At 72.7% G+C, this 26,650-nt stretch carries 25 protein-coding genes and 1 tRNA gene; 15 read left to right on the forward strand and 11 right to left on the reverse strand.

Annotation, left to right across the window (positions count from 1 at the left end):
- The 3 genes from ACFYXK_RS15115 to ACFYXK_RS15125 form a co-directional block, all read right to left on the reverse strand.
- A complete protein-coding gene (locus ACFYXK_RS15115) occupies positions 1-1,464 on the reverse strand; it encodes a PP2C family protein-serine/threonine phosphatase (RefSeq protein ID WP_389411515.1) in 1,464 nt (487 codons plus the stop codon).
- Positions 1,465-1,608: 144 nt separating this feature from the next.
- The gene (locus ACFYXK_RS15120; protein ID WP_266627537.1) at positions 1,609-2,115 is read right to left on the reverse strand and encodes an FHA domain-containing protein; all 507 of its coding nucleotides are present in this window, start codon (positions 2,113-2,115) and stop codon (positions 1,609-1,611) included.
- Positions 2,116-2,125: 10 nt separating this feature from the next.
- Positions 2,126-2,938, reverse strand: a complete 813-nt coding sequence (locus ACFYXK_RS15125; RefSeq protein WP_389411516.1) for an FhaA domain-containing protein — start codon at positions 2,936-2,938, stop codon at positions 2,126-2,128.
- A gap of 292 nt (positions 2,939-3,230) precedes the next feature.
- Between ACFYXK_RS15125 and ACFYXK_RS15130 the strand changes: the two genes are divergently transcribed.
- From ACFYXK_RS15130 to ACFYXK_RS15155, 6 genes are all read left to right on the forward strand, one after another.
- Positions 3,231-3,313 (forward strand) — tRNA-Leu (locus ACFYXK_RS15130).
- 243 nt (positions 3,314-3,556) lie between these two features.
- Positions 3,557-5,236 carry a sensor histidine kinase gene (locus ACFYXK_RS15135; protein WP_389411517.1) on the forward strand — a complete coding sequence of 560 codons (1,680 nt, stop codon included), beginning with the start codon at positions 3,557-3,559 and terminating at the stop codon, positions 5,234-5,236.
- Between the two features lie 20 nt (positions 5,237-5,256).
- Complete coding sequence (locus ACFYXK_RS15140; protein ID WP_389411661.1) at positions 5,257-5,904, forward strand: response regulator; 648 nt, start codon at positions 5,257-5,259, stop codon at positions 5,902-5,904.
- 79 nt (positions 5,905-5,983) lie between these two features.
- The gene (locus ACFYXK_RS15145) at positions 5,984-7,420 is read left to right on the forward strand and encodes a DUF2252 domain-containing protein (protein WP_389411518.1); all 1,437 of its coding nucleotides are present in this window, start codon (positions 5,984-5,986) and stop codon (positions 7,418-7,420) included.
- A gap of 96 nt (positions 7,421-7,516) precedes the next feature.
- On the forward strand, positions 7,517-8,323 hold the full coding sequence (locus ACFYXK_RS15150) for a J domain-containing protein (protein WP_389411519.1): 807 nt from the start codon (positions 7,517-7,519) through the stop codon (positions 8,321-8,323).
- Between the two features lie 36 nt (positions 8,324-8,359).
- Positions 8,360-8,704 carry a rhodanese-like domain-containing protein gene (locus tag ACFYXK_RS15155; protein WP_389411520.1) on the forward strand — a complete coding sequence of 115 codons (345 nt, stop codon included), beginning with the start codon at positions 8,360-8,362 and terminating at the stop codon, positions 8,702-8,704.
- Between the two features lie 34 nt (positions 8,705-8,738).
- Here ACFYXK_RS15155 and ACFYXK_RS15160 read toward each other — a convergent pair whose 3' ends face one another.
- The 6 genes from ACFYXK_RS15160 to paaA form a co-directional block, all read right to left on the reverse strand.
- On the reverse strand, positions 8,739-9,881 hold the full coding sequence (locus ACFYXK_RS15160; RefSeq protein WP_389411521.1) for an acyl-CoA dehydrogenase family protein: 1,143 nt from the start codon (positions 9,879-9,881) through the stop codon (positions 8,739-8,741).
- A gap of 110 nt (positions 9,882-9,991) precedes the next feature.
- Complete coding sequence (locus tag ACFYXK_RS15165; protein WP_389411522.1) at positions 9,992-11,119, reverse strand: 2Fe-2S iron-sulfur cluster-binding protein; 1,128 nt, start codon at positions 11,117-11,119, stop codon at positions 9,992-9,994.
- Positions 11,120-11,665: a 1,2-phenylacetyl-CoA epoxidase subunit PaaD gene (gene paaD / locus ACFYXK_RS15170; protein ID WP_389411523.1), complete on the reverse strand. Its 546-nt coding sequence runs from the start codon at positions 11,663-11,665 to the stop codon at positions 11,120-11,122. It abuts the gene before it with no gap.
- Positions 11,659-12,399: a 1,2-phenylacetyl-CoA epoxidase subunit PaaC gene (gene paaC, locus ACFYXK_RS15175; protein ID WP_389411524.1), complete on the reverse strand. Its 741-nt coding sequence runs from the start codon at positions 12,397-12,399 to the stop codon at positions 11,659-11,661. The genes paaD and paaC overlap by 7 nt, the downstream gene beginning before the upstream one ends.
- Positions 12,396-12,680, reverse strand: coding sequence for a 1,2-phenylacetyl-CoA epoxidase subunit PaaB (gene paaB, locus ACFYXK_RS15180; protein WP_030292728.1), 285 nt, complete (start codon positions 12,678-12,680; stop codon positions 12,396-12,398). The genes paaC and paaB overlap by 4 nt, the downstream gene beginning before the upstream one ends.
- Positions 12,677-13,723: a 1,2-phenylacetyl-CoA epoxidase subunit PaaA gene (gene paaA / locus ACFYXK_RS15185; protein WP_389411525.1), complete on the reverse strand. Its 1,047-nt coding sequence runs from the start codon at positions 13,721-13,723 to the stop codon at positions 12,677-12,679. The genes paaB and paaA overlap by 4 nt, the downstream gene beginning before the upstream one ends.
- A gap of 135 nt (positions 13,724-13,858) precedes the next feature.
- Here paaA and ACFYXK_RS15190 point away from each other — a divergent pair, with 135 nt between their 5' ends.
- Genes ACFYXK_RS15190 through ACFYXK_RS15200 form a run of 3 tightly spaced genes read left to right on the forward strand, consistent with a single transcriptional unit; the run spans position 13,859 to position 16,588 of the window.
- Positions 13,859-14,647, forward strand: a complete 789-nt coding sequence (locus ACFYXK_RS15190; protein WP_389411526.1) for a DUF5819 family protein — start codon at positions 13,859-13,861, stop codon at positions 14,645-14,647.
- Positions 14,635-15,834, forward strand: coding sequence for an HTTM domain-containing protein (locus ACFYXK_RS15195; protein ID WP_389411527.1), 1,200 nt, complete (start codon positions 14,635-14,637; stop codon positions 15,832-15,834). The genes ACFYXK_RS15190 and ACFYXK_RS15195 overlap by 13 nt, the downstream gene beginning before the upstream one ends.
- Before the next feature lie 10 nt (positions 15,835-15,844).
- On the forward strand, positions 15,845-16,588 hold the full coding sequence (locus tag ACFYXK_RS15200) for a TrmH family RNA methyltransferase (RefSeq protein WP_389411528.1): 744 nt from the start codon (positions 15,845-15,847) through the stop codon (positions 16,586-16,588).
- Here ACFYXK_RS15200 and paaN read toward each other — a convergent pair.
- Complete coding sequence (paaN, locus tag ACFYXK_RS15205; RefSeq protein ID WP_389411529.1) at positions 16,585-18,267, reverse strand: phenylacetic acid degradation protein PaaN; 1,683 nt, start codon at positions 18,265-18,267, stop codon at positions 16,585-16,587. The genes ACFYXK_RS15200 and paaN overlap by 4 nt on opposite strands.
- 167 nt (positions 18,268-18,434) lie before the next feature.
- Between paaN and ACFYXK_RS15210 the strand changes: the two genes are divergently transcribed.
- The 3 genes from ACFYXK_RS15210 to ACFYXK_RS15220 all read left to right on the forward strand — a co-directional run bounded on the left by ACFYXK_RS15210 (position 18,435) and on the right by ACFYXK_RS15220 (position 22,335).
- Positions 18,435-19,934, forward strand: a complete 1,500-nt coding sequence (locus ACFYXK_RS15210) for a 3-hydroxyacyl-CoA dehydrogenase (protein ID WP_389411530.1) — start codon at positions 18,435-18,437, stop codon at positions 19,932-19,934.
- Positions 19,931-20,524 carry a TetR/AcrR family transcriptional regulator gene (locus ACFYXK_RS15215; RefSeq protein ID WP_053787048.1) on the forward strand — a complete coding sequence of 198 codons (594 nt, stop codon included), beginning with the start codon at positions 19,931-19,933 and terminating at the stop codon, positions 20,522-20,524. The genes ACFYXK_RS15210 and ACFYXK_RS15215 overlap by 4 nt, the downstream gene beginning before the upstream one ends.
- 182 nt (positions 20,525-20,706) lie before the next feature.
- Positions 20,707-22,335, forward strand: coding sequence for a PKD domain-containing protein (locus tag ACFYXK_RS15220; RefSeq protein WP_389411531.1), 1,629 nt, complete (start codon positions 20,707-20,709; stop codon positions 22,333-22,335).
- Positions 22,336-22,415: 80 nt separating this feature from the next.
- Here the strand turns inward: ACFYXK_RS15220 and ACFYXK_RS15225 are convergent, their stop codons facing one another.
- Positions 22,416-22,970: an Lrp/AsnC family transcriptional regulator gene (locus ACFYXK_RS15225; protein WP_389411532.1), complete on the reverse strand. Its 555-nt coding sequence runs from the start codon at positions 22,968-22,970 to the stop codon at positions 22,416-22,418.
- Positions 22,971-23,172: 202 nt separating this feature from the next.
- On the opposite strand from ACFYXK_RS15225, the gene pdhA reads away from it, so the two are divergent.
- The 3 genes from pdhA to ACFYXK_RS15240 are packed head-to-tail and all read left to right on the forward strand — an operon-like array spanning position 23,173 to position 26,623.
- A complete protein-coding gene (gene pdhA / locus ACFYXK_RS15230) occupies positions 23,173-24,309 on the forward strand; it encodes a pyruvate dehydrogenase (acetyl-transferring) E1 component subunit alpha (RefSeq protein WP_389411533.1) in 1,137 nt (378 codons plus the stop codon).
- Positions 24,306-25,304 (forward strand): alpha-ketoacid dehydrogenase subunit beta, encoded by a 999-nt coding sequence (locus tag ACFYXK_RS15235; RefSeq protein WP_389411534.1) that lies wholly within the window; start codon positions 24,306-24,308, stop codon positions 25,302-25,304. The genes pdhA and ACFYXK_RS15235 overlap by 4 nt, the downstream gene beginning before the upstream one ends.
- Entirely contained in the window at positions 25,304-26,623 is a 1,320-nt protein-coding gene (locus ACFYXK_RS15240) for a dihydrolipoamide acetyltransferase family protein (RefSeq protein WP_389411535.1), read from the forward strand. Before ACFYXK_RS15235 ends, ACFYXK_RS15240 begins: the two co-directional genes overlap by 1 nt.
- Positions 26,624-26,650: the final 27 nt, after the last annotated feature.

Raw genomic sequence — 26,650 nt, forward strand, 5'->3', positions numbered from 1 at the left:
CTACTGCTTGCCGCAGAGGCCGACCAGCGACTGCTCCGTGGGAGTCAGGCTGGGGCCGGATGCTGGTGGGTTCTGCGCTTCCGCGGCGCGGCGCTCCTCGTCCTTCTTGCAGGCGGTGACCTGGGCGCCGAGTTCGTCGATCTTCTGGCGGGCGCCGTCGAGGCTGGTCTCGGTGATGGTGGCCTCGACCAGCTTGCGCTTGAAGGGCGGCAGGTACTTCAGTTCGATGTCGGTGCGGTCGGTCTCCACCTTGGAGAGCTCCAGCGGGCCGAGGTTCTGGCTGATGCCGCGGAACAGTGCGACGTGCTCGCCCTTGACGCCGATGTAGAACTGGGTCTGGGTCCAGCGGTGGGCGGCGTAGAGGCCGCCTCCGACGACACCGGCGACGATCAGCAGGATCAGGGTGCGGGTGGTCCACTTGCGCCCTTTGCTGCGGCGCCGGCGGGGGTGGTCGTACGTGTCGTCGTAGCGGGAGTCGTCGTCGTACGGGTCGGGTTCGCCGAAGCTGCCGTACGCGCCGCCGCCCTGGCTCTGGTCGGGGTACCCGTAGCCGGGGGCCTCGCCGCTGCCGGGGGGCCCGAAGGCACCGGCCGGCGGGGGGACCTGGCGGCCGAGGCCCGAGGCGCGGCCCGCCGGGGTCTGCATGGCGTTGCCGCCGTCGAAGAGCTGGTGCTGGTTCTCGGCGACCGCGCCGACGACGACCGGGGTGTCGTTCAGCTGGGCGGCGAGGGTGTCGCCGCTGTCGGTGTCGAGGACGTCCGCGACGATGCAGGTGATGTTGTCCGGTCCGCCGCCGCGCAGGGCGAGCTGGATCAGGGCCTGCACGGTCTCGTGGGGGCCGTGGTAGCCGGCGAGCGTCTCTTCCAGGGTCTGGTGCGAGACGACGCCGGACAGGCCGTCGGAGCAGATCAGGTAGCGGTCGCCGGTGCGGACCTCGCGGATCGAGAGGTCCGGCTCGACGGTGTCACCGCTGCCGAGTGCCCGCATGAGGAGCGAGCGCTGCGGGTGGGTGGTGGCTTCCTCTTCGGTGATGCGGCCCTCGTCGACGAGGCGCTGCACCCACGTGTGGTCCTGGGTGATCTGCGTGAGGACGCCGTCGCGGAGCAGGTAGGCGCGGGAGTCGCCGACGTGGACGAGTCCGAGGCGCTGGCCGGTCCACAGGAGCGCGGTCAGGGTGGTGCCCATGCCCTCGAGCTGGGCGTCCTCCTCGACCATGACGCGCAGCTGGTCGTTCGCGCGCTGCACCGCAGTGGCGAGCGAAGTGAGGATGTCGGAGCCCGGGACGTCGTCGTCGAGCTGGACGAGGGAGGAGATCACCTCGGAGCTCGCGACCTCGCCGGCGGCCTGGCCGCCCATGCCGTCGGCCACGGCGAGGAGACGGGGCCCGGCATAGCCGGAGTCCTCGTTGCCCTCGCGGATCATGCCCTTGTGGGATCCGGCGGCGAACCGCAGGGACAGACTCATGCGCACCTGCCCAGTCGACGCTTCCTCCGGGTACAACCGGTCTCGAGCCACACTGCCCACCCTCCGGTCGGGAGCGCGCTCGGGTCCGTGTCCTGGGTGGGCCGGACTGCCGCGGCTCGCTCGCTCCGCTCGCTCATTCTCGTACTACTTCCGCAGCTCGATGACGGTCTTGCCGATGCGGATCGGGGCGCCCGGCGGAATGGGCGTCGGGGTGGTCAGCCGGGTCCGGTCGAGATACGTGCCGTTGGTGGACCCGAGATCCTCGACGATCCACTGGCCGTCACGGTCGGGATAGATCCTGGCATGGCGGCTGGAGGCGTAGTCGTCGTCCAGCACGATCGTGGAGTCATGTGCCCGGCCGAGCGTGATCGTCTGGCCCGCGAGGGCGACGGTGGTGCCCGTGAGGGTGCCCTCCGAGACGACGAGCTTGGTCGGCGCTCCGCGGCGCTGGCGCTGCTGCGGCGGCGCGGCGGTCTGCCGGCCTCCGGCCTGCGCCGGCGCTCCGGACGCGGCGCTGCCGCGGCGCGAGCCGCGCTGCGTGACGCGCGTACCGAAGAGGTCGCTGCGGATGACCTGGACGGCCACGATGACGAACAGCCACAGAACGGCCAGGAAACCCAACCGCATGACCGTCAGGGTCAGCTCTGACATTGCCCCCGCTTCACCCTTCGGCTTGCCGGTAAATGATGGTGGTGCTGCCCACGACGATCCGCGAGCCGTCGCGGAGCGTAGCGCGGGTGGTGTGCTGCCCGTCCACCACGATGCCGTTGGTGGACCCGAGATCCTGGATCGTCGAGGGCGTTCCGGTCCGGATCTCACAGTGCCGGCGCGAGACGCCGGGGTCGTCGATCCGCACGTCGGCTTCGGTGCTTCGGCCGAGTACGAGCGTGGGGCGCGAGATCTGGTGGCGGGTGCCGTTGATCTCGATCCAGTGGCGCCGGGTGGCGCCTGCGGTCGCCACCGGGGCCGGCCCGCCGGCGCCCGGCCGGCGCGCGGGTGCGCCCGGGGGCGGTCCGGCCGGCATCGGCGGTGGGGCGACCGGAGGGTAGCCGTAGCCGCCCTGCTGGTTCTGGGGTGCCTGCGGCTGCGCCTGGGAGGTGCTGGAGGCGAGCGTACGGCTGCGGACCCGGTAGAGCCCGGTGTCGAGGTCGTCGGCCTTCTCCAGGTGGACCTTGATCGGGCCCATGAAGCTGTAGCGCTGCTGCTTGGCGTAGTCGCGGACGAGGCCCGCGAGCTCGTCGCCGAGCTGCCCGGAGTAGGGGCTCAGGCGTTCGTAGTCGCCGGAGCTGAGCTCGACGATGAAGTCGTTGGGGACAACGGTCCGCTCGCGGTTCCAGATCGTCGCGTTGTTGTCGCACTCGCGCTGGAGCGCGCCGGCGATCTCGACGGGCTGGACCTCGGACTTGAACACCTTGGCGAAGGTGCCGTTCACCAGACCTTCGAGTCGCTGCTCGAACCGCTTCAGGACTCCCATGGGGCACCTCCTCCGTCGTTGTCGCCCTGTACTGCTTACTGATCGTATCCACGCGTGGCGGATTCGGCTGGTTCCCCCTGGGTCCCATGCGCAGGAGTGTTGGTCCTCACAAGGGATCGTAGGGGCGCTCAGAGGACAGTGTCCCGCACCGGACGGGCGGTGCGGGAGGGGCATTCGGAGCCGGGTCGACGGGTGCGGGAAAAGCGATGTGAATCCACCCCGTCCGACGTGCTAATGTTTCGACGTCGCCAGGGGAACGGACCGAAAGGGAAGATCCACTGGGGAGCTGCTCGGGCGAGTGGCGGAACGGCAGACGCGCTGGCTTCAGGTGCCAGTGTCCTTCGGGACGTGGGGGTTCAAATCCCCCCTCGCCCACATCGACGAAACGGTCGTCATCGCGAAAGCGATGGCGGCCGTTTCGCTTTTCCCGTGCTCTGGTGGGGTGTTGGTCGCGAGCGGGTCGTCCCTGCGGACCGCGGGCCGGCCGATCCCGGCCCGTGCGCCGGGAGTTGGGGCCCGGACCGGCACGGCCGAGATGTCGGCCGTACGACTTTCGTCACGCAGGGCGCGACGAAAGAGGGCGGCCGGGCGCGAGGACCGGTGTCTAGGGTCGGTCGCGTGGATGCGACGGCGAGGATGCGGGCGGGCTGGGGCTGGCTGACGGGCCCCGAGCCGTGGACGCGGCGGATGCTGGCGGGGGACCTGGTGATCGCCGGGCTGCTCGCGCTGCTCGGCCTGGGGGTCGAGGAGCTCGACAACGGCAGCGTGCAGCGGATGGTCGGCAGTGCCGCGGCTGTGGTGCTGCTCACGCTGCTGAGGCGCCGCCTGCCGGCGGCGACCCTGGTCGTGGCGGCGGCCGTGTCCCCGTTCCTGCCCGGCTCGTTCCTGGTCATGATCCTGCTGGGCTGGTCGGCGGGGCGCCGGATCGTCGGGGTGGGCCGGGCGCTGACCGCGTTCACGCTGGCCTTCCTCGCCTCGGTCGGCTTCGGTGTGGTGCAGGCGTGGTCCGACCAGCGGCCCGTACTGGTGATCGTCTTCTCCACGCTGATGTTCCTCGCGATGACGGTCATGCCGGGTCTGGCCAGCCGCTACTGGTCACAGCGCCGGACCCTGCTGCAGGCGCTCCAGGAGCGCAACGGGCAGCTGATGCGGGAGCGCGTCATGGTGGCCGGGCAGGCCCGGCTGCGCGAGCGCCAGCGGATCGCCCAGGACATGCACGACAGCCTGGGCCACCAGCTGGCGCTGATCTCCGTGCACACCGGCGCCCTGGAGGTCGACCCGAAGCTCACCGACCGCCAGCGCGAGGCCGTGGGGGTGCTGCGGCAGGCCTCGGTCGCGGCGATGCACGAGCTGCGCGAGGTCGTCGGGATCATGCGCGACGGCGTGGAGGCCCCGGTGCCCGTCGAGGAGGCGCAGCCCGCGGCGCGCGGGGTGGCCGGGATCGCCGGGATCGTGGAGGCGGCGCGGAGCGCGGGGACCGACGTGCGGATGACCTCGGCGGGGCGGCCGAGGCCGCTGGTCGCGGCGTGCGACCACGCGGCGTACCGGATCGTGCAGGAGGCGCTGACCAACGCGTACAAGCACGCTCCGGGGGCGTCGATCTCGGTGGAACTGCGGTACGAGGACGACTCGCTGGTGGTGGAGATCGCCAACGGGCCCGCGGCCGGGCCGGGCACGGGAGAGGTGGTCTCGGGCGGGCAGGGGCTGACGGGGCTGCGCGAACGGGCCCGGCTGGTCGGCGGGATGGTGCACGCGGGCGCGACCGAGGACGGCGGTTTCCGGGTGGCCGGGGTGCTGCCGTACGGGACGGAGCCGGCCGGGGTGGAGGACATCGCCGACGACTTCGGGCAGCAGGCGCAGGCCCTGGGGCTGGCGGGTGCGCCGCCGATGGACTGGGCGGCGGTGGACCGGGAGCTGGCCGTACGCAGCCGCAGCCGGACCGGGGGCATCGCGATGGGCTGCGGGATCGCCTTCGCGGCGGTGGTGCTGCTGGTGATCGTGATCGGGGCCGGGGTGGTGCTGCTGCTGGGCACGGCGGGCAACGCGATGATCAGCCGGGACGACTACGACAAGGTGCGGGTGGGCGAGTCGGAGGAGGCGGTCCGCAACCTGCTGCCCGACGGCGAGAGCTTCCTCACCTCGGGCCTGGACCGGAAGGGGCCCCAGCGGCCGGAGGGCGCGCGGTGCCTGGCGCTGCTGTCCTCGGAGGACTCGGGGCTGTCCACCGATACCGTTTTCCGGTTCTGCTTCAAGGACGGCAAGCTCGTCGACAAGCAGGCGTACGAGGTCGAGCAGTAGGAGCGCGGGTGACAGCCAAGGTGATCCGAGTGGTGATCGCTGACGACGAGCCGCTGATCCGGGCCGGGATCAGGATGATCCTGACCTCGGCTCCGGACATCGAGGTCGTCGCGGAGGCGGCGAACGGCCGTGAGGCCGTGGACCTGGCCCGCGCGCACACGCCGGACGTGATGCTGCTGGACATCCAGATGCCGGTCATGGACGGCCTCACCGCGCTCGATGAGCTGGGGCGGGCGGCACCGGAGGTCCGGGCGCTGATCCTGACCACCTTCGGGGAGAAGGAGAACGTGCTGCGGGCGCTCGGCTCGGGCGGCGCGGGGTTCCTGCTGAAGGATTCGGCGCCGGGCGAGCTGATCGGCGCGGTGCGGGCGGCCGCGGCCGGGGATGCGTACCTCTCGCCGGGGGCGACCCGGCACGTGGTCGACCAGCTGGCCTCGGGGCGGGCCGCGGGGCGCGGCGAGGAGGCCCGGCGCCGGGTGGCGGAGCTGAGCGAGCGCGAGCGCGGGGTGCTGGCGCTGCTGGGCGAGGGGCTGTCCAACGCGGACGCCGGCCGGCGGCTGCACATGAGCGAGGCGACGGTGAAGACGTACGTGAGCCGGATCCTGGCGAAGCTGGGCTGCGAGAACCGGGTTCAGGCCGCCCTGCTGGCCAGGGACGCCGGGCTCTAGATACGGTCGGGCCGAATTGATGTTGCCGGACGGCACGGTCCGGCGAGTACGAGCACGGGTACGGGCGGGGGCGGCGCAGATGGTGGCGGTACCGGAGCAGCGGGTTGCGGAGCCGGACGGGGCGACGGGCGGCGGGCGGATACCCGTGGTCGAGGGGTTCGCCCCGCGGACCGTGGCGGGCTCGCCCAAGGAGGCGGGCAAGGCGCTGCGCACGCGGGTGCCGCGTTCCGCGCACGCGCACTTCGAGGCGCCGGCCGGGCGGCCGGACGCGGTGCAGGCCGTCGAGGAGTCCAACGTCGGGCGGGTCGCCGAGCTGGCGCCGATCCGGGTGGGCCGGATGGCCGCCAACCCCTTCGCGTTCCTGCGCGGATCGGCCGGGCTGATGGCGCACGACCTGTCCGGCGGCCCGGTGACCGGGGTCGGCGCGCAGATCTGCGGCGATGCCCATGCGGCGAATTTCGGCCTGTACGGGGATGCCCGCGGCCGGCTCGTCATCGACCTGAACGACTTCGACGAGACCGTGTTCGGCCCGTGGGAGTGGGACCTGAAGCGGCTGGCGACCTCGCTGGTCCTGGCCGGGCGGGTGGCCGGCGCGGACGAGGACACCTGCCGGGCCGCGGCGCACGACACCGTGGGCGCGTACCGCCGGACCATGCGGCTGCTGGCCAAGCTGCCGGCGCTGGATGCCTGGAACGCCATCGCGGACGAGGAGCTCGTCTCCCACACCGATGCCCGCGACCTGCTGGGCACGCTGGAGCGGGTCTCGGAGAAGGCCCGCAACAACACCTCGGCGCGGTTCGCCGCCAAGTCCACCGAGGCGGCCCCCGACGGCGGGCGGCGCTTCGTCGACGCCCTGCCGGTGCTGCGCCGGGTCGGCGACGCCGAGGCGGCGGCCGTGGCGGCCTCGCTGGGCCCCTACCTGAAGACCCTCCAGGGTGACCGGCTGCCGCTGCTGGCCCGCTACGCCATCCACGACGTGGCCTTCCGGGTGGTCGGCACCGGGAGCGTCGGCACCCGCTCGTACGTGGTGCTGCTGCTGGACCACCGGGGCGAGCCGCTGGTGCTCCAGGTCAAGGAGGCGCGGCCGTCCGTGCTGCTGCCGCACCTGCCCGCGCTGGGCTTCCCGTCCGCGGCCGAGGAGCACGAGGGCCGCCGGGTGGTGGCCGGGCAGAAGCGGATGCAGGTGGTCTCCGACATCCTGCTGGGCTGGACCACGGTGGAGGGGCGGCCGTACCAGGTGCGGCAGTTCCGCAACCGCAAGGGCAGCGTGGACCCGGCGGCGCTGGCGGCCGACCAGATCGACGACTACGGGCGCATGACCGGCGCCCTGCTGGCCCGTGCGCACGCGCACAGCGCCGATCCGCGGCTGCTGGCCGGGTACTGCGGCAAGAACGACGAGCTGGACGAGGCGATGGCCGCCTTCGCGGTGGCGTACGCCGACCGGAGCGAGGCCGACCACGCGCACCTGCTGGCGGCGGTGCGGTCCGGGCGGATCGCGGCGGAGGCGGGGGTCTGAGCGGGTGGTGACCCGGGCCACGGTCCCGGGTCACGGTCCCGGGTCGATGTTCCACGTGAAACATCGACCCCGGTCGACCGGCCTTAGGGTGGCCGGGTGAGCGAGCAGCAGACTGAAGAGACCGGCGACGAGCGTCCCGAAGCACGCCTTGAACGGGCCGTGCGGGCCGCCGAGCAGGCGCTGATCGAGTTCGAGATCGCCGTGGAGACCTTCCGGGTGGAGGTGGAGAACTTCTCCCGCCTGCACCACCAGAAGCTCGGCCCGATGTACTCGAGGCTCGACGAGCTGGATGCGCTGATCGCCGAGGCGAAGGCGGCGCGCAGCGGCGATGCCGAGGACCTGCAGCGGGCCCGGGACGCCCGCTCGCTGGTGATGCCCATGCCGGGCGTGGACGAGCTGTTCCACGACTGGATGGGCTCGGAAGGCATGTCCGACGACGCGTCCGCCATGCTCACCGACCGCCCGGTGCGGCCCCCGGAGCGGGTGCGGCCGACGGAGGAGGTGCGCCGGCTCTACCGCGAGCTGGTCCGCCAGGCACACCCGGATCTCGCCCGGGACGAGGCCGAGCGGGAGCGGCGCGATGCGTTCATCGTGCGGGTCAACGCGGCGTACGCGCGGGGCGAGGAGCAGGCGCTGCGCGAGCTGGCCGAGGAGTGGGCGGCGGGTCCCGTGCCGGAGGCCGTGCGACAGCTGAACGAGAGCGAAGAGCTGTACGCCCGGCTGGAGTGGCTGGCGCGGCGCAAGGAGCTGCTGTCGGTGCTGGCGCGGGAGCTGGAGGACAGCGCGATCGGGTCGATGCTGCGGATGGCGCCGGAGGACCCGGACCGGCTGCTGGAGGAGATCGCGGAGCAGCTGCTGGCCCAGGTCTCCGAGCGCGAGGCCGAGCTCGCGGAGTTTGGATAGGTTGGGAGTCAGACCTGCGATGAGAGAAGGCGACGTATGAACTTCGGACCGCTTCCCTCGGTGGACGCCGCCGCGGTGCCCTCCGAAGGCTTTGTCCTCGACGTCCGTGAGGACGACGAATGGGCTGCCGGACACGTGCAAGGCGCTCTGCACATCCCGATGAGCGACTTCGTGGCCCGCTTCGGTGAGCTGACGGAGGCCGTCGAGGACGGCCGCCGCGTGCACGTGATGTGCCGGGTCGGCGGGCGCTCCGCGCAGGTCACCCAGTACCTGGTGCGCCAGGGCATCGACGCCGTGAACATCGACGGCGGCATGCAGGCCTGGGACGGCGCCGGGCGCCCGATGGTGACCGAAACCGGGAACCCGGCCTTCGTGCTCTAGTCCCTGTCGTCCGGGTAGTGGCGGACGCCGGCCGTCAGGCGAGGGCGTGGGCGGCCAGCAGGTCGCCCAGCGCCTCCTCGTGCGCGGCGGCCGGACCCAGCTGGAGCTCCAGCTGCTTGGCCCATGCGTGGTAGCGGTGCAGCGGGTAGTCGGTGTCGGCGCCGAAGCCGCCGTGCAGGTGCTGAGCCGTCTGCACGACCCGGCGTACCCCCTCCGAGGCCCAGATCTTGGCGACGGCGACGTCCCCGGCGCTCGGCAGCGGGCCGCCGGCTCCGCCGGTCGCCGCGTCGAGCCGCCAGGCGGCCTGCCACAGGGTGACCTCCATGGCGCGCAGGTCGATGTAGCGGTCGGCGGCCTGGACGGCGACGGCCTGGAAGGTGGCCACGGGGAAGCCGAACTGCTCGCGCTTGCTGGTGTATTGGCTGGTCATGGCGAGGACGCCCGCGCCGAGTCCGAGCGCCAGGGCGCAGGTTCCGGTGGCGAGGAGCTGGCGGAGCCGCTCCCAGGCCCCCGGGGTGTCGATGAGGTGGCTCGCGGGCACCCGTACGCCGTCCAGGGCGAGTTCGGCGAGCCGTTCGCCGCTGGTGGAGACCTGCGCGGCCAGGGTGAGGCCCTCGGCGGTGCGCGGGACGAGCGCGAGGACGGCCACGCCCTCACCGGTGTGGGCCGGTACGGCGATCCAGTCGGCGCCGTGCGCCCACGGGACGGCGGTCTGGACCCCGTCGAGGGTCCACTGCGCGCCCTCGCGGCGGGCGGTGACGGCGAGTTCCGCGGGATCGTGGCCGCTGCGCCCGTGCGCGGCGGCGGTGAGGACGAGCATCCCGCGCCCGGCGTCGGGCAGCAGGGCGGCGGCCAGTTCGGGGCTGCCGTGGGCCTGGACGGCCATCGCGGTGGCGCAGTGCTCCAGCAGCGGAACCCGGGCCAGCACCTTCGCCGCCTCGCGCAGCACCAGGCACAGGGCGATCGCGTCGAGGCCCGCCCCGCCGTGCTCCTCGGCGAGCACCAGGCTCAGCAGGTCGGACGCGGCGAGCTTGGCCCACAGCGGCCGGTCGAAGTCCTCGGCGACGGCCCCCGGGGTCAGCGCGGGGCTGGGCACGCCGTCCGGGGCGACGTCCGCGAAGACGGCCTTCGCCGCCTCGACGGCGGCCTGCTGCTCCTCGGTGAAGGTGAAGTCCACTGCCTGTCCTCCCGCGCGCACCGGATCCCGTCAGGCCCGGTCCGGACCTGACGGTGCGTCAAGATAGAGCACGCGGTTGAAAATGGACAGGGAAGGAAGTGGACGGCGCTTCAGCGGTCGAAGTCGATCTCCACTTCCTCGGTCACCGCGTGCGACTGGCAGGCCAGCACGAACCCGGCCTCCGTCTCCTCCGCCTCCAGCGCGAAGTTCCGGTCCATCCGGACCTCGCCCGTGACCAGGAACGCCCGGCAGGTGCCGCAGACCCCGCCCTTGCAGGCGTACGGGGCGTCCGCGCGGTTGCGCAGCACGGCGTCCAGCAGGGACTCCCCGTCGCGGACCGGCCAGGTCCCGGAGCGGCCGTCGAGCCGGGCCGTGACCCGTACGTGGGAGGGGGCCGCCGCCGGGGCCGGCGGCGCCGTGTCCTCGACGTGGAAGATCTCCTCGTGGATCCGGGTCCGGACGACGCCGAGCGTGCCCAGGGCCCGCTCCGCGCCCACGACCAGCCCGTACGGGCCGCACAGGAACCAGCCCGTGACGTCCGCGACCGGCAGCAGCGCGGGCAGCAGGGCCTTCAGCCGCTCCTCGTCGAGGCGGCCGGACGGCAGCCCGGCCTCCTGCTCCTCCCGGGACAGGACCGTCACCAGCTGGAACCGGTCCGGGAAGCGGTCCTTGAGGTCGGCGACCTCGTCCAGGAACATCGTCGACGCCGCCGTACGGTCGCTGCGGACCAGGCAGAACCGGGCGTCGGGCCGTGCCGCCAGCAGCGAGGCGGCGATCGACAGCACCGGGGTGATCCCGCTGCCGCCGACGATCGCCGCGTAGTGCCCGGCGGCCGGCGCGGCGGCCGGCTCCAGGACGAACCGGCCGGCCGGGACCATCACGTCCAGCACGTCGCCGGCGGCGATCTCCTTGTGCGCGAACGTGGAGAACTCGCCGCCCTCCACGAGCCGCACGCCCACCCGCAGCGCCGCCGGGCCGGGGCCCGCGGGGTCCGGGGCGGGGGAGCAGATCGAGTACGTACGGCGGATCTCCACGCCCTCGGGGGTGCTGCGGCGCAGCGTGAGGTGCTGGCCGGGGGCGTGCAGGTACTCGCCGCGCAGCTCCGCGGGGACGCGCAGGGTCAGCGCCACGGAGTCGTCGGTGAGCCGGTCGACCGCCGCCACCGTCAGCGGGTGGAAGGCGCCGTGGCGCGCGGGGCGCCCGGAGCCCGACGTGGGCGACGGCGTGGACGCGGCCATCTACAGCTCCTTGAAGTGGTCGAACGGTTCACGGCAGGCGGTGCAGCGGCGCAGCGCCTTGCATGCGGTGGAGGAGAACCGGCTGAGCAGTTCGGTGTCGGTCGATCCGCAGTTCGGGCAGCGGACCGAGAGGGTGACCGGGACCGGCCCGCCGGCCGCGTGCGGCCGCGGCGGGGCGATGCCGAACTCGGCGAGCTTGCGCCGGCCCTCGGCGCTGATGTCGTCGGTCGACCAGGCCGGGGCCAGGACGGTGCGCACCTGCACGTCGGGAATGCCGTGGCCGGTCAGGACCCGCTCGATGTCGGCGGACATGGCCTCGATGGCGGGGCAGCCGGTGTAGGTCGGCGTGAGGGTGACCTCGACGTGCCCGTCCTCGTGCATCCGCACGCCGCGCATCACGCCCAGCTCGGCGAGGGTGAGCACGGGCAGCTCGGGGTCGGGCACGGAGCCGGCGAGCTCGGCCAGCTCCGCCTCCAGGCGGGTCATGGCCTCGGGGGCCTCGGGCCCGCTGGTCGGGGCCGGGGCGCGGGGCGTGTCCGTCACCATGACGCCCCCGGATGGCTGCGGTGCAGGTGCTGCATCTCGGCGAGCAGCCTGCCGAACGATTCGGTGTGCAGGCCCTGGCGGCCGGCCCCGGCCGCCCAGGCGCCGGTGCGCGGGCCCTCGGGGAGCGCGAGCCCGGCCCGCTCCAGCAGGCCGCCCACGGCGGCCAGCCAGCGGGCTTCCAGTGCGGCCCAGTCGACCCCGTCGATGCCGTCCACCGGCTGGAACATCTCGCCGGTGAACTTCCACAGCGCGCCCAGGGCGGCCTGCATGCGGGCGCTGCTCTCCTGCGTGCCGTCGCCGAGCCGCAGGGTCCACTGCTCGGCGTGGTCGCGGTGGTACGCGGTCTCCTTGACGGCCTTGGCCGCCAGCGGGGCGAACGGGCCGTCCCCGGCGGCCAGTTCCGTGTACAGCTCGTGCTGGTGGAAGGAGAAGTAGAGCTGGCGCGCGATGGTGTGGGCGAAGTCCCCGTTGGGCTGCTCGACCAGCTGGAGGTTGCGGAAGGACCGCTCCTCGCGCAGGAAGGCCAGCTCGTCCTCGTCGCCGGCCATGGACAGCAGGATGCGGGCCTGGCCGAGCAGGTCGAGCGCGATGTTCGCGAGGGCGACCTCCTCCTCCAGGACGGGGGCGTGACCCGCCCACTCGCCGAGGCGGTGGGACAGGATCAGGGCGTCGTCCCCCAGCGCGAGGGCTGCCGACCGGACGACATCGGGCTGAACGGCATCGGTGCTGGTCACAGGTGGTGCACCCCCTCGGGGATCTCGTAGAAGGTCGGGTGCCGGTACGGCTTGTCGGCCGACGGGGCGAAGAACGGGTCCCGCTCGTCCGGCGAGGAGGCGGTGATCTCGGTGGAGGGCACCACCCAGATCGAGATGCCCTCGCCGCGCCGCGTGTACAGGTCGCGGGCATTGCGCAGGGCCATCTCCGCGTCGGGCGCGTGCAGGCTGCCCGCGTGCGTGTGCGAGAGACCGCGGCGCGAGCGCACGAACACCTCCCACAGTGGCCAGTTCTGCGTCATACCCCTGCCTCCTCGTTCGTTGCCGTGCTCTGTACCGCGCCCTCGACGGCTGCCTGGGCGGCTGCGGTCCGGGCGGTGTGCTTCTGCGCGTACGCCGCGGCCGCATCGCGGACCCAGGCGCCTTCCTCGTGGGCCCGGCGCCGCTGGCCGATCCGCTCTTCGTTGCACGGGCCGTTGCCCTTGAGCACGTCCCAGAACTCGGCCCAGTCGATCGCGCCGAAGTCGTGGTGCCCGCGCTCCTCGTTCCACTTCAGGTCCGGGTCGGGCAGGGTCAGACCCAGCGCCTCGGCCTGGGGAACGGCGATGTCCACGAAGCGCTGGCGCAGCTCGTCGTTGGAGTGCCGCTTGATCCGCCACGCCATGGACTGCGCGGAGTGCGCCGACTCGTCGTCCGGCGGGCCGAACATCATCAGCGAGGGCCACCACCAGCGGTCCACGGCGTCCTGCGCCATCGCGTGCTGCGCCTCCGTGCCCTTGGAGAGGGCCATGAGGAGCTCGAAGCCCTGGCGCTGGTGGAAGGACTCCTCCTTGCAGATCCGGACCATCGCGCGGGCGTACGGCCCGTACGAGCAGCGGCAGATCGGCACCTGGTTGGTGATCGCCGCGCCGTCCACCAGCCACCCGATCGCGCCGACGTCGGCCCAGGTCAGGGTGGGGTAGTTGAAGATCGAGGAGTACTTCTGCTTGCCGGAGTGCAGCTTGTCGAGCAGCTCGTCGCGGCTGGTGCCGAGGGTTTCGGCGGCGCTGTACAGGTAGAGGCCGTGCCCGGCCTCGTCCTGGACCTTGGCCATCAGGATCGCCTTGCGGCGCAGCGAGGGCGCACGGGTGATCCAGTTGGCCTCGGGCTGCATCCCGATGATCTCGGAGTGGGCGTGCTGGGCCATCTGGCGGACGAGCGAGGCGCGGTACGCCTCGGGCATCCAGTCGCGCGGCTCGACGCGCTCGTCGGCCGCCACGGCGGCGTCGAAGGCTGCCGCGAGCTGTGCCCCGAGGTCAGCCCCGAGGCCTGAGTCCTGCCCCGTTTCCGGGGTCACTGCCACCATCCCGGCCCCCTGCCAGAGATTGTTGACCGCCCGACCGACCGATCGTTCGGTTCGTACTCTTCAATGGTGGGTCGGCGGCCCGTAGGGTGTCAACCTCTGAGGTCAACCCTGTGGACGCCGGACGATCGGGGCGGGATGGATTCGAACGAGCGCGAGACCGCGGAAGAGGCTGTTCCGCCGGTCGTTCCGCCGGTCGATCGCCCGGCTGTCCCGTCGGCGCGCCCGCCGGTCGATCCGCCCGCCGATCCGGTCGCCGGTCCGCCCGCCGGTCCGTCCGCCGAGACGCCCGCCGGTCCGGTGCCGCCCCGGGCGCCCGGGATCGCCGGCCTGTCCGCCCCCTACCGGGTCGTCACGGCCCTCGCCCTGGCGGCCGTGGGCCTCGCCGCCTGCGGGCACCTGGCGCTGGTCTTCCTGCACGTCGCCCCGTCCAACACGGTGAGCAAGCAGCACGCCCAGACGGTCGACGACTGGATCTACCCCGAGTTCGAGCAGAACTGGAAGCTCTTCGCCCCCAACCCGCTCCAGCAGAACATCGCGGTGGAGGTACGGGCGGAGGTGCGCACGCCGGCCGGCGGCGAGCCGGTCGCGAGCGCCTGGCGCGACCTGTCCGCGCAGGACGGCGAGGCCATCCGGCACAGCCTGCTGCCGAGCCACGTGCGGCAGAACGAGCTGCGCCGGGCCTGGGACTTCTTCACCGGGTCGCACGACGAGGACGACAAGCCGATCGGCGAGCGCGGGGAGCTGTCGGAGCAGTACCTGCGGCGGATCGCGCTGGACCGGCTCGCGGACGACGGGGTCGCCGCGGGCGAGATCGTACGGATCCAGCTGCGCTCGGCGACGCGGGCGGTGGCGGCGCCGCCGTGGAGCGACGAGAAGACCGACACGCAGACCTACTACCGGGAGCTGCCGTGGTGGAGGGTGTGAGGCGGGCGCGCGCCGCCGCCGGCCGGGCGGTCGCCCGGGTCACCGGACGGGCGCTGGGCCCGTACCAGAGCGCCGTCGTCCGCATCGGCTTCTCCGCGACCTGGCTGTTCTTCCTGCTGAGGGAATTCCCGAACCGGCACGAGCTGTACGGGCCGGACGGGCCCTGGAGCTTCGGGCTGGCGGAGCGGCTGATCGACTCGAACCACGCCTTCACGGTGCTGATGTGGTCGGACTCCACGCCGTGGTTCGAGATCGTCTATGCGGTGTCGGTGCTGTCGAGCCTGCTGCTGATGCTGGGCTGGCGGACGCGCGCGACGTCCGTGGTGTTCATGGTCGGGGTGCTGTCGCTGCAGAACCGCAGCGTGTTCATGGGCGACGGCGGGGACAACGTCATCCACCTGATGGCGATGTACCTGGTGCTGACGCGGTGCGCACAGGTGTGGTCGCTGGACGCGCGGCGCGCACGGCTGCGCGGGTCGGCCTCTGCGGGGTCGGCCGGGCCGGTGCTGTGGGGTGTGCTGGGCGCGGTCCTCGGGTACGGGGCGGTGACGGCGCGGCTCGGCTACGGCTGGCTGGCGGCCTTCGCGGCACTGTGGGTGGTCTGCGCGGTGTGGTGGATGGTGGACCGGTACGAGCCGGAGGGCGAGGGACGGGCGGTCCTCGACGTCCTGGCGAACCTGGTGCACAACGCGGGGCTGCTGGTGATCATGGCGGAGGTCTGCCTGATCTACGCGACGGCCGGCTGGTACAAGATCCAGGGATCGCGCTGGCAGGACGGGACCGCGCTGTACTACCCGCTCGGGCTGGACTACTTCACGCCGTGGCCGGGGCTGTCGTCGGTGGTGGCGGGGAGCGGGACGCTCGTGATGCTGCTGTCGTACGGGACCGTGGCGGTACAGGTCGCGTTTCCGTTCACGGTGTTCAACCGGCGGATCAAGAACGTGCTGCTCGGGCTGATGATGCTGGAGCACGCCGGGATCGCGGTGCTGCTGGGGTTGCCGTTCTTCTCGCTGGCGATGATCGCCGCCGATGCGGTGTTCCTGCCGACGGGGTTCTTGGTGTGGGCGGGGGCCAGGGCCTGCGGCGGGGTGCGGGTGGCTGCGCGGGTCCGGGCCGCGGCCGCGGCTCCGGCGGCCGCCGATGCCGGGCCCGCCCTGGTGGGGAAGGCGCAGGCCGGGGGCCCGTAGGCTCGGCGGCATGAGTGAGCAGACCGGGCGGGAGTGGCGGGACGCGGCCGAGCGGGCGGACCTCGTCCTCCTCGACGGGTTCCATGCGCTGAAGCACGCCCTGCGGTTCGGGGCCGATGTGCGGGCCGTCGTCGCCGACGACCCCGATGCCGTGCGGGCGCTCGCCGGGGAGCTGGCGCCGGACGTGGCGGACGAGGTCGGACGGCTGGTGCGCAGGGCCGAGCTGAAGACGCTGCTGCCCCGCGTCCACCCCACCGGGGTCGCGGCGCTGGCGGTACGGCCCGACCGGGCCGAAGGGCGGGCCCGGCTGGAGCGCCGGCCCCGGACCGCGCCCGTCGTCGTGCTCGACAACCCCCGCAACCTCGGCAACGTCGGCGCCGTGGTCCGGCTGGCCGCAGGCTTCGGCGCCACCGGTGTGGTGACCCGCGGCGACCTCGACCCCTGGCACCCGAACGTGGTCCGGGCCGGGGCCGGGCTGCACTACGCCACCACCGTGGACCGGGTGGAGATCGACACCCTGCCCGCCGGGCCGCTGTACGCGCTCGACCCGGAGGGCGAGGACATCCGTGCCCTCACCCTCCCGGACGACGCCCTGCTCGCCTTCGGCTCGGAGCGCCACGGCATCTCGCCCGAGCTGCGTGCCCGGGCCGACCACCTGGTCTCCCTGCCGATGCGGCCGCAGGTCTCCAGCTACAACCTGGCCACGAGCGTGGCCATGACCCTCTTCCACTGGGGCGGGCCCCGCCAGGCCTAGGCCTGGCGGCGGATCTCCACCATGCGGAAGCGGTTCGAGACGAAGGCTCCGTCGCACAGGGCCGCGTTCGCCGCCGGGTTGCCGCCCGAGCCGTGGAAGTCCGAGAAGGCCGCGGTCTGGTTGACGTAGACCCCGCCCGTCAGGTTCAGCGACAGCTGCGCCGACTCCTCGAGGCAGACCTCCTCGATGGCCCGCTCGGTGTCGGCGGACGTCGTGTACGCGCCGACCGTCATCGCGCCCTTCTCCCGCACCGTGCGGCGCAGGAGGTCCAGGGCGTCCGCCGTGGAGTCCACGGCGACCGCGAAGGAGACCGGGCCGAAGCACTCCGACAGGTACGGGGCCTGCGGATCGGCCTTGGCTGCGTCCAGCTTCACCATCACCGGGGTGCGCACGACCGCGTCCGGGAACTCCGGGTTCACCACCTCGCGGGAGGCCAGCGCCACCTCGCCGAGGCCGGCCGCCGCCTCCAGGCGGGTCTTGACGTCCGGGTTGACCAGGGCGCCGAGCAGCGCGTTGGCCCGGGCGTCGTCGCCCAGCAGGCCACCGACCGAGGCCGCGAGGTCGGCGACGACCTCGTCGTACGACTTGTGGCCGGCGTCCGTCTCGATGCCGTCCCGCGGGATCAGCAGGTTCTGCGGGGTGGTGCACATCTGGCCGCTGTACAGGGAGAGGGAGAACGCCAGGTTGGACAGCATCCCCTTGTAGTTCGACGTCGAGTCGACGACGACCGTGTTGACGCCGGCCTTCTCGGTGTAGACCTGCGCCTGGCGGGCGTTGGTCTCCAGCCAGTCGCCGAACTCGGTCGAGCCGGTGTAGTCGATCAGCTTGATCTCGGGGCGGACGGCCAGGGCCTTGGCGATGCCCTCGCCCGGGCGCTCCACGGCCAGCGCCACCAGGTTCGGGTCGAAGCCCGCCTCGGCGAGGACCTCGCGGGCCACCTGCACCGTCAGCGCCAGCGGGAGCACGGCGCGCGGGTGCGGCTTGACCAGCACCGCGTTGCCCGTGGCCAGGGAGGCGAACAGGCCCGGGTAGCCGTTCCACGTCGGGAAGGTGTTGCAGCCGATCATCAGGGAGATGCCGCGCGGGACGGCCGTGAAGGTCTTGCCGAGCTCCAGCGGGTCCTTCTTGCCCTGCGGCTTCGACCAGTCGGCCTGGCCCGGGACGCGGATCTGCTCCTCGTACGCGTAGGCCACCGCCTCCAGGCCGCGGTCCTGCGCGTGGGGGCCGCCCGCCTGGAACGCCATCATGAAGGCCTGGCCGCTGGTGTGCATGACCGCGTGCGCGAACTCGTGCGTCCGCGCGCCGATCCGGGCCAGGATCTCGATGCAGACCAGGGCGCGCGCCTCGGGGCCGGCGTCGCGCCAGGCGCCCATGCCCGCCTTCATCGCGGGCAGCAGCACGTCGGGGTCGACGTGCGGGTACTCGACGCCCAGCTCGGGGCCGAAGGGGGACACCTCGGCGCCCGTCCAGCCGTCCGTGCCGGGCTGGCCCAGGTCGAAGCGGGTGCCGCGGACGGCCTCGAAGGCGGCCAGCCCGTCGGCCGGCGCGGTTTCCCCGTAGGCCTTGGGGTGCTCCGGATGCGGGGACCAGTAGGCGCGGCTGCGGATGGCCGCCAGGGCCTGGTCCAGGGTGGACCGGTGCTTGTCGGACAGCTGGGGGACGGTGAGCTCGGCGGCCATCAGGGACCAACTCCTCGTTGAGCCGGGCAAGATCAGGCTGGGTCGCAGACTGAGATCAGGCAGGGGCGGGTGAAGAAGAGCAGACTGGAGTTAGAGTAACCGAACGATCGGTCGGGACAAGAGGGCCCGGCAGGCCTGTGGATAACCCGGTGCGGGAGGATCAGGACATGACAGCAATCGAGCGGTCCCGCACTGTGGCGGTCGTCGGCGCCGGCACCATGGGGCAGGGCATCGCCCAGGTCGCCCTCCTCGCAGGTCACCGGGTGCTGATCTACGACATCAACGCCGAGCTCGCCGCCGGCGGCGTGGGCATCGTCCAGGACCGCGTCGACCGCATGGCCGCGAAGGGCCGTCTCGACCCCGCCGAGGCAGAGGACGCGATCGGCCGGATCGGTGCGGCCTCCGCCCTCGCCGATCTCGCCGGCGCCGCACTCGTCATCGAGGCCGTCGTCGAGGACACCGGCGTCAAGCGCGCGCTCTTCGGAGCACTCGAAGAGGTGGTCGCGCCGGACGCCCTGCTGGCCACGAACACCTCCTCCCTCTCCGTCACCGAGCTCGCCGCCGGCCTCGCGCACCCCGGCCGTTTCCTCGGCCTGCACTTCTTCAACCCGGCCCCGCTGCTCCCGCTCGTCGAGGTGGTCAGCGGTTTCGCGACCGACCCGGCCGCCGCCGAGCGCGCGTACCGCACCGTGCTGGGCTGGGGGAAGACGCCGGTCCGCTGCGCCGACACCCCCGGTTTCATCGTCAACCGGATCGCCCGCCCCTTCTACGCCGAGGCCTTCGCGGTGTACGAGGAGCAGGGCGCCGACCCGGCCACCATCGACGCCGTGCTCCGCGAGTGCGGCGGCTTCAAGATGGGCCCGTTCCAGCTGACCGACCTGATCGGGCAGGACGTCAACGAGGCCGTCACCCGCTCCGTGTGGGAGTCGTTCTTCCGGAGCCCCAAGTTCACCCCGTCCCTCGCGCAGCGCCGGCTGGTCCAGTCGGGCCGCCTGGGCCGCAAGTCGGGGCACGGCTGGTTCCCGTACGGACCGGACGCCGAGGCCGAGGCCCCGCACACCGCCGGTCCCGAGGACGCCCCGGAGAAGGTCACCGTGGTCGGCGACCTCGGTCCCGCCGCCGGGCTCGTCGAGCTGCTCGAGGAGGCCGGGATCGCGGTCACCTCCACCGAGCACGGGGGCCCGTACATCCAGCTGCCCGGCGAGGGCCAGCTGGTGCTCGCGGACGGCAAGACCTCGATCGAGTTCGCCGACGTCGTCTACTTCGACCTCGCACTCGACTACCGCGGCGCCACCCGGATCGCGCTGTCCGCCGGCGCGGACACCAGCGAGCGGACCCTCGCCGAGGCGGTCGGCCTGTTCCAGAAGCTCGGCAAGCAGGTCTCCGTCATCGGCGACGTGCCCGGCATGATCGTGGCGCGCACGGTCGCGATGCTGATCGACCTGACCGCCGACGCCGTCGCGCGCGGCGCGGCCACCGCCGAGGACATCGACACGGCGATGCGGCTCGGCGTCAACTACCCGCTGGGTCCGTCCGAATGGCACGGCCGGCTCGGCCGCGACTGGGCGTACGACCTGCTGCACCACCTCGACGAGCGCTGTCCCGGCGGCCGCTACGCGCCCTCGCTGGCGCTGTTCAAGCTCGGCTACGCGGAGGATGCCGAATGACCACCGCCAGGCGCGACACGTACACCCCCGAGACGCTCCTGTCGGTCGCCGTCCAGGTCTTCAACGAGCGGGGCTACGACGGCACCTCCATGGAGCACCTCTCCAAGGCGGCGGGCATCTCGAAGTCCTCGATCTACCACCACGTGGCGGGCAAGGAGGAGCTCCTGCGCCGGGCCGTCAGCCGCGCGCTCGACGGGCTCTTCGCCGTCCTGGAGGAGCCGGGCGCCGTACGCGGCCGGGCGGTCGAGCGGGTCGAGTACGTCACGCGGCGCACGGTCGAGGTCCTGGTCGCCGAGCTCCCGTACGTGACGCTGCTGCTGCGGGTCCGGGGCAACACCCGGACCGAGCGCTGGGCCCTGGAACGCCGCCGGGAGTTCGACCACCAGGTCGCGGAGCTCCTCAAGGCCGCCGCGGCCGACGGGGACCTGCGGGCGGACGTGGACATCCGGCTGGCCACCCGGCTGCTGTTCGGCATGGTGAACTCCCTGGTGGAGTGGTACCGCCCGCACCCCGGCACCACCGCGGACCAACTGGCCGACGCGGTCGTCCACATGGCGCTCGACGGCCTGCGGACCGTACGCGGTCGGTGACCGGCCATGATCCGTTCGAACTGGCGGCATATTCTCTGATCGATCGCCGCGCAGGTATGTACGATGAACATGCTTTCGAACATGTTCAAGCAAAAGAGAAAATGGGGGGGCCGGTGCGCAGTCGCCGTCTCGTAGTTTCCGCTGCCGTCGTCGTCGCGGCCAGCGTTGGTTTCATCCCGGGCATGGCTCAGGCGGCCGGTCCGGCCGCGGGTCCGTCCGCACCGGCGGCCAAGGGGGTGTCCGCTCCCGGAGCGGACCTGGGCAAGCTCGGTGCATCCGAAGTCAAGAAGTTCCACAGCCCCGCGGAGCACTCGGTCCGCAAGGCCCTGCCCGCGGCCAAGGGCAAGGCCGGCGCGAGTGCCACCGCCCAGGGCGCGGAGACCGCCGCCGCCGGCAACCCGGACCTGGGCCTCGTCCTCGACGCCCAGAGCACGTCCGCGCACGGCATCGAACTGCGGGCCCAGGTCCTCAGCTCCCCGGGCGCCACGCTCCGCGTCACCTACAGCTGGGGTGACGGCACGACCGACGGCGTCGACGCCTTCCCCGGCCAGGAGGTGTCGCTCAAGCACAGCTACGCCGAGCTCGGCGAGTACAACGTCAAGGTCACCGTCACGGACTCCGTGAACCAGGCCGAGGTCGTCAACGAGCTCCCGCTGTCGACGGTCGGCTCGGACTTCACCCCGTACGCCCCGACCCGTCTCCTGGACACCCGGACCGGCACCGGAGCCCCGAAGGGCATGGTCCAGGCGTACTCCTCGGCCAAGGTGAAGATCGCCGGCAACGGCAAGATCCCCGCGGGCGTCACGGCCGTGGCCCTGAACGTCACCGTCACCAACGCCGCCAACCCCGGGCACGTCACGGCCTTCCCCGGCGGCGGCACGCGTCCGACCACCTCGAACCTCAACTTCGAGGCCGGGCAGACCGTCCCGAACCTGGTGGTCGTGCCGGTCGGCAAGGACGGCACCGTCGAGCTCTACAACGGCAGCTGGACGGCGGTCGACCTGATCGCCGACATCACCGGTTACTTCACCCGCACCGCGGCCAGCGGCTACACGCCGATGGCCCCGGTCCGCGCCGTGGACACCCGCTCCGGCCAGGGCGCGCCCCAGGGCCAGGTCGCCGGCCGCGGCACGATCGGCGTGCAGCTCGGCGGCTGGTACGTGCCCGCCAACGCCACCGCCGTGGCGCTGAACGTGACCGCCACCGGCCCGCGCGAGGACGGCCACCTGACGGCCTACCCGAGCGGCCAGCAGGCTCCGAACACCTCGAACGTGAACTTCAAGGCCGGGCAGACCGTCGCCAACTCGGTGGTCGTCCCGGTCGGCGGCGACGGGAAGGTCAACGTCTTCAACGGCGCTTGGGCCGGGACCGACGTCATCGTCGACGTCGTCGGCTACTACAGCCCCGACAGCTCGGGCTCCTTCATGCCGGTTACCCCGGGCCGGATGCTCGACACCCGTGCCTGGGGCCAGGGGCCGATGTACCCCCGGGGCTACATCTGGATGCCCATCTCCCACGGCGAGCAGGGCATCGCGGGCTATGTCCTGAACACCACGGTGACGAACACCAAGGACGCGGGCTTCCTCTCGGTCGCCCCGGACACGAACACGCCGGACCAGTACGAGAGCGGCACCGAGGCGCAGCTGACGCGTCCCACCGCATCCACCCTGAACTGGACGGCCGGCAAGACCGTCCCGAACCTGGTCCAGGCGAGCTCCGGCGGGGTCAACGGAGTCGTCGACTTCTGGAACCAGAGCTGGGACACCGCCGACCTGATCGTCGACATCTTCGGCTACTACGAGACCAAGTGATCCACCCGTAGGCGCCTCGCACAGCGCCCCGGGAACGGCCCTCCGGGCCCGTTCCCGGGGCGCTGTCGCGTTCCGTGCCCCTACTCCTCGGAGATCGCCGGGCCGCCGCTCGGGCCGGCGTCGAGGAGGTCGGTCTCCTCGAAGACCAGCAGCGTGCGCGTCGAGAGGACCTCCGGAATGGACTGGAGGCGGGTCAGCACCAGCTCGCGCAGGGTGCGGTTGTCCGGCGTGTGGACCAGGAGCAGGACGTCGAAGTCGCCGCTGACCAGGGCGATGTGCGCCGCGCCCGGGAGCTCGCGGAGCTTCTCGCGGACCGTGCGCCAGGAATTCTGGACGATCTTCAGGGTGATGTACGCGGAGGCGCCCTGGCCTGCTCTTTCGTGGTTGACGCGGGCCGTGAACCCGCGGATCACCCCGTCGTCGATCAGCCGGTTGATCCGGGCGTAGGCGTTCGCCCGCGACACGTGGACCTGCTCGGCCACCGACCGTATCGAGGCGCGGCCGTCCGCCTGGAGCAGCCGCATGATCGAACGGTCGATCGGATCCAGGGCGCGGGGCGGGGCCTGTGGGGCGGAAGGCGCACCTCCCGCGGGGACCGGTGCGGAACCCGCTGCGGCCATTTGTTCATCCGGCATGGCCCACTGCCTCCCTCTCCTGGACGTCCTGCACCCATCCCAGGGCCCCGGCGCCACTTTGTCCACAGCCTGGAGCCGCCTGTAGCCAAATTGCGCCATCGACCGAACAATCGGTTGGTGAGGCGCCTCACAATCCCCCAGCCACCGCGGGGGGTACCCCCCGGGCGCCCAGACGACTTCCCACGAGGAGGTGTACGCCGCCATGACGGTCCAAGAGCTGCCCGGTGCCGGTGCGTCCTACCGATCCACCCCGCCGCCCGCCTGGAGGCCCCGTACGGATGCCGCCCCGCTGCTCCCGGACCCCGAGCCGTACCGGGTGCTGGGCACGCCGGCCGCCGAGAAGCTCGATCCCGAGCTGATGCGCCGCTGCTACGCCGAGCTGGTGCGCGGCCGCCGCTACAACGCCCAGGCCACCGCCCTCACCAAGCAGGGCCGGCTTGCCGTCTACCCCTCCACGGTCGGCCAGGAGGCCTGCGAGATCGCGGCCGCACTGGTCCTGGAGGAGCAGGACTGGCTGTTCCCGAGCTACCGCGACACCCTCGCGGCCGTGGCGCGCGGACTCGACCCCGTCCAGGCCCTGACCCTGCTGCGCGGCGACTGGCACACCGGCTACGACCCGCGCGAGCACCGGATCGCCCCGCTGAGCACCCCGCTCGCCACCCAGCTGCCGCACGCGGTCGGCCTGGCGCACGCGGCCCGGCTGCAGGGCGACGACGTGGTCGCCCTCGCCCTGGTGGGCGACGGCGGCACCAGCGAGGGCGACTTCCACGAGGCCCTGAACTTCGCGGCCGTCTGGCAGGCCCCGGTGGTCTTCCTCGTCCAGAACAACGGCTTCGCCATATCCGTCCCGCTCGCCAAGCAGACCGCCGCCCCCACCCTGGCCCACAAGGCCGTCGGGTACGGCATGCCCGGCCGCCTCGTCGACGGCAACGACATCGCCGCCGTGCACGAGGTGCTGTCCGAGGCGGTCCGGCGGGCCCGGGCCGGCGGCGGACCGACGCTGATCGAGGCGGTCACGTACCGCATCGAGGCCCACACGAACGCCGACGACGCGACCCGCTACCGCGGTGACGCCGAGGTCGAGGCGTGGAAGGCGCACGACCCGGTGGAGCTGCTGGAGCGCGAGCTGACCGCGCGCGGGATGCTGGACGAGGCGGGCATCCAGGAGGCCAAGGACGCCGCCGAGGCGATGGCCGCGACGCTGCGCGAGCGGATGAACGCCGAGCCCGTGCTCGACCCGATGGACCTGTTCGAAAACGTCTACGCGGAGCAGACCGGCCGGCTCCGCGAGCAGGCGGAGATGCTGCGCGCCGAGCTCGACGCGGAGGAGCAGTCGTGACCACGGTGGCCGTGAAGCCGGCGACGATGGCGCAGGCCCTGGGACGGGCCATGCGCGACGCCATGGCGGAGGACCCGAGGGTCCACGTCATGGGCGAGGACGTCGGGACGCTCGGCGGGGTCTTCCGGATCACGGACGGCCTGGCGAAGGAGTTCGGCGAGGACCGCTGTACGGACACCCCCCTCGCGGAGGCCGGGATCCTGGGCGCCGCGGTGGGCATGGCCATGTACGGGCTGCGGCCGGTCGTGGAGATGCAGTTCGACGCGTTCGCGTACCCGGCGTTCGAGCAGCTCATCTCGCACGTGGCGAAGATGCGCAACCGCACGCGCGGCGCGATGCCGCTGCCGATCACCATCCGGGTGCCGTACGGCGGCGGGATCGGCGGGGTGGAGCACCACAGCGACTCCTCCGAGGCGTACTACGTGGCCACTCCCGGCCTGCACGTGGTGACCCCGGCGACCGTCGAGGACGCGTACGGGCTGCTGCGCGCGTCGATCGCGAGCGACGACCCGGTGGTCTTCCTCGAGCCGAAGCGGCTGTACTGGTCGAAGGCGCAGTGGAACCCCGAGACGCCGGCGGCCGTGCCGGGGATCGGGAAGGCACTCGTCCGGCGTACCGGCACGAGCGCCACGCTGATCACGTACGGGCCCTCGCTGCCGGTGTGCCTGGAGGCGGCCGAGGCGGCGCGCGAGGAGGGCTGGGACCTGGAGGTCGTGGACCTGCGCTCGCTCGTCCCGTTCGACGAGGACACGGTCGTGGCGTCCGTACGCCGCACCGGGCGCGCGGTGGTGGTCCACGAGGCCAACGGCTTCGCCGGACCGGGCGCGGAGCTCGTCGCCCGCATCCAGGAGAAGTGCTTCCACCACCTGGAGGCGCCGGTGCTGCGGGTGACGGGCTTCGACATCCCGTACCCGCCGCCGATGCTCGAGAAGCACCATCTGCCCGGTGTGGACCGGATCCTGGACACCGTGGCCCGCCTGCAGTGGGAGAACTGATGCCGCAGGTAATGGAGTTCAAGCTCCCCGATCTCGGGGAGGGACTGACCGAGGCCGAGATCGTCCGCTGGCTGGTCGCGGTGGGCGACGTCGTCGCCATCGACCAGCCGGTGGTTGAGGTCGAGACGGCCAAGGCGATGGTGGAGGTGCCGTGCCCGTACGGCGGTGTTGTCACCGCCAGGTTCGGGGAGGAGGGCACGGAACTCCCCGTCGGAGCACCGCTGATCACGGTGGCGGTGGGTGCGGGCGCGGACGAGGTGGTGGAGCCCGAGGACGCCGGCTCGGGCAACGTCCTGGTCGGCTACGGGACGGACCACTCGCGCACGGCGCGTCGGAGGCGGGTGCGACCTGGCTCCGCAGCGCCGTCTGCTGCCGCTGCTCCCGCACCTGCTCCCATCGCGCCGGCTCCCGTCGCACCCGCTCCCGCCGCGCCGGCTCCCGTCGCGCTCGGTCCCGTCGCGGTGATCTCGCCGCTGGTGCGCAAGCTGGCACGGGACCACGGCATCGATCTGCGCGCGCTGCACGGGTCCGGGCCCGAGGGCCTGATCCTGCGCTCGGACGTCGAGGCGGCGATCCGCGCGCCGCAGACGGCGGCCGTGCCCGCTTCCGCCCCCGTGGCGGCCGCGGTGAGCGGTGAGCGGATTCCGCTGAAGGGCCTGCGGGGTGCGGTGGCCGAGAAGCTGTCGCGCAGCCGCCGGGAGATCCCGGACGCCACGTGCTGGGTCGACGCCGATGCGACCGAGCTGATGGCGGCGCGGGCCGCGATGAACGCCGTGGGCGGGCCGAAGGTCTCGGTGCTCGCGCTGCTGGCCCGGATCTGCACGGCCGCGCTGGCGAAGTACCCGGAGCTCAACTCGACCGTGGACCTCGCGGCGAACGAGATCGTGCGGCTGCCGTCCGTGCACCTGGGCTTCGCGGCGCAGACGGAGCGCGGCCTGGTCGTCCCGGTGGTCCGGGACGCGCAGACGCGCGGCGCCGAGTCCCTGTCGGCGGAGTTCGCCCGCCTCACCGAGGTCGCCCGGGCCGGGAAGCTGGCTCCGTCGGACCTGACGGGCGGGACGTTCACCCTGAACAACTACGGCGTGTTCGGCGTGGACGGCTCCACGCCGATCATCAACCACCCGGAGGCGGCGATGCTCGGCGTCGGCCGGATCGTGGCGAAGCCGTGGGTGCACCGGGGTGAGCTGGCGGTTCGTCAGGTCGTCCAGCTGTCGCTGACCTTCGACCACCGCGTCTGCGACGGCGGCACGGCAGGGGGCTTCCTGCGGTACGTGGCCGACTGCGTGGAGTCCCCGGCGGTGCTGTTGCGTTCGCTGTAGCAGGTGCGGGGGCGCTGCCCCCGCACC

The organism is Streptomyces sp. NPDC002209 (assembly GCF_042890265.1).
Lineage (GTDB): Bacteria > Actinomycetota > Actinomycetes > Streptomycetales > Streptomycetaceae > Streptomyces.

Coding starts and splice junctions, on each gene's coding strand:
- ACFYXK_RS15115 (WP_389411515.1), bottom strand. CDS start 1,464: ATGAGTCTGTCCCTGCGGTTCGCCGCCGGATCCCACAAGGGCATGATC.
- ACFYXK_RS15120 (WP_266627537.1), bottom strand. CDS start 2,115: ATGTCAGAGCTGACCCTGACGGTCATGCGGTTGGGTTTCCTGGCCGTT.
- ACFYXK_RS15125 (WP_389411516.1), bottom strand. CDS start 2,938: ATGGGAGTCCTGAAGCGGTTCGAGCAGCGACTCGAAGGTCTGGTGAAC.
- ACFYXK_RS15145 (WP_389411518.1), top strand. CDS start 5,984: ATGGTGGCGGTACCGGAGCAGCGGGTTGCGGAGCCGGACGGGGCGACG.
- ACFYXK_RS15155 (WP_389411520.1), top strand. CDS start 8,360: ATGAACTTCGGACCGCTTCCCTCGGTGGACGCCGCCGCGGTGCCCTCC.
- ACFYXK_RS15165 (WP_389411522.1), bottom strand. CDS start 11,119: ATGGCCGCGTCCACGCCGTCGCCCACGTCGGGCTCCGGGCGCCCCGCG.
- paaD (WP_389411523.1), bottom strand. CDS start 11,665: ATGGTGACGGACACGCCCCGCGCCCCGGCCCCGACCAGCGGGCCCGAG.
- paaB (WP_030292728.1), bottom strand. CDS start 12,680: ATGACGCAGAACTGGCCACTGTGGGAGGTGTTCGTGCGCTCGCGCCGC.
- paaA (WP_389411525.1), bottom strand. CDS start 13,723: ATGGTGGCAGTGACCCCGGAAACGGGGCAGGACTCAGGCCTCGGGGCT.
- ACFYXK_RS15190 (WP_389411526.1), top strand. CDS start 13,859: ATGGATTCGAACGAGCGCGAGACCGCGGAAGAGGCTGTTCCGCCGGTC.
- ACFYXK_RS15200 (WP_389411528.1), top strand. CDS start 15,845: ATGAGTGAGCAGACCGGGCGGGAGTGGCGGGACGCGGCCGAGCGGGCG.
- paaN (WP_389411529.1), bottom strand. CDS start 18,267: ATGGCCGCCGAGCTCACCGTCCCCCAGCTGTCCGACAAGCACCGGTCC.
- ACFYXK_RS15210 (WP_389411530.1), top strand. CDS start 18,435: ATGACAGCAATCGAGCGGTCCCGCACTGTGGCGGTCGTCGGCGCCGGC.
- ACFYXK_RS15215 (WP_053787048.1), top strand. CDS start 19,931: ATGACCACCGCCAGGCGCGACACGTACACCCCCGAGACGCTCCTGTCG.
- ACFYXK_RS15220 (WP_389411531.1), top strand. CDS start 20,707: ATGGCTCAGGCGGCCGGTCCGGCCGCGGGTCCGTCCGCACCGGCGGCC.
- ACFYXK_RS15225 (WP_389411532.1), bottom strand. CDS start 22,970: ATGCCGGATGAACAAATGGCCGCAGCGGGTTCCGCACCGGTCCCCGCG.
- pdhA (WP_389411533.1), top strand. CDS start 23,173: ATGACGGTCCAAGAGCTGCCCGGTGCCGGTGCGTCCTACCGATCCACC.
- ACFYXK_RS15240 (WP_389411535.1), top strand. CDS start 25,304: ATGCCGCAGGTAATGGAGTTCAAGCTCCCCGATCTCGGGGAGGGACTG.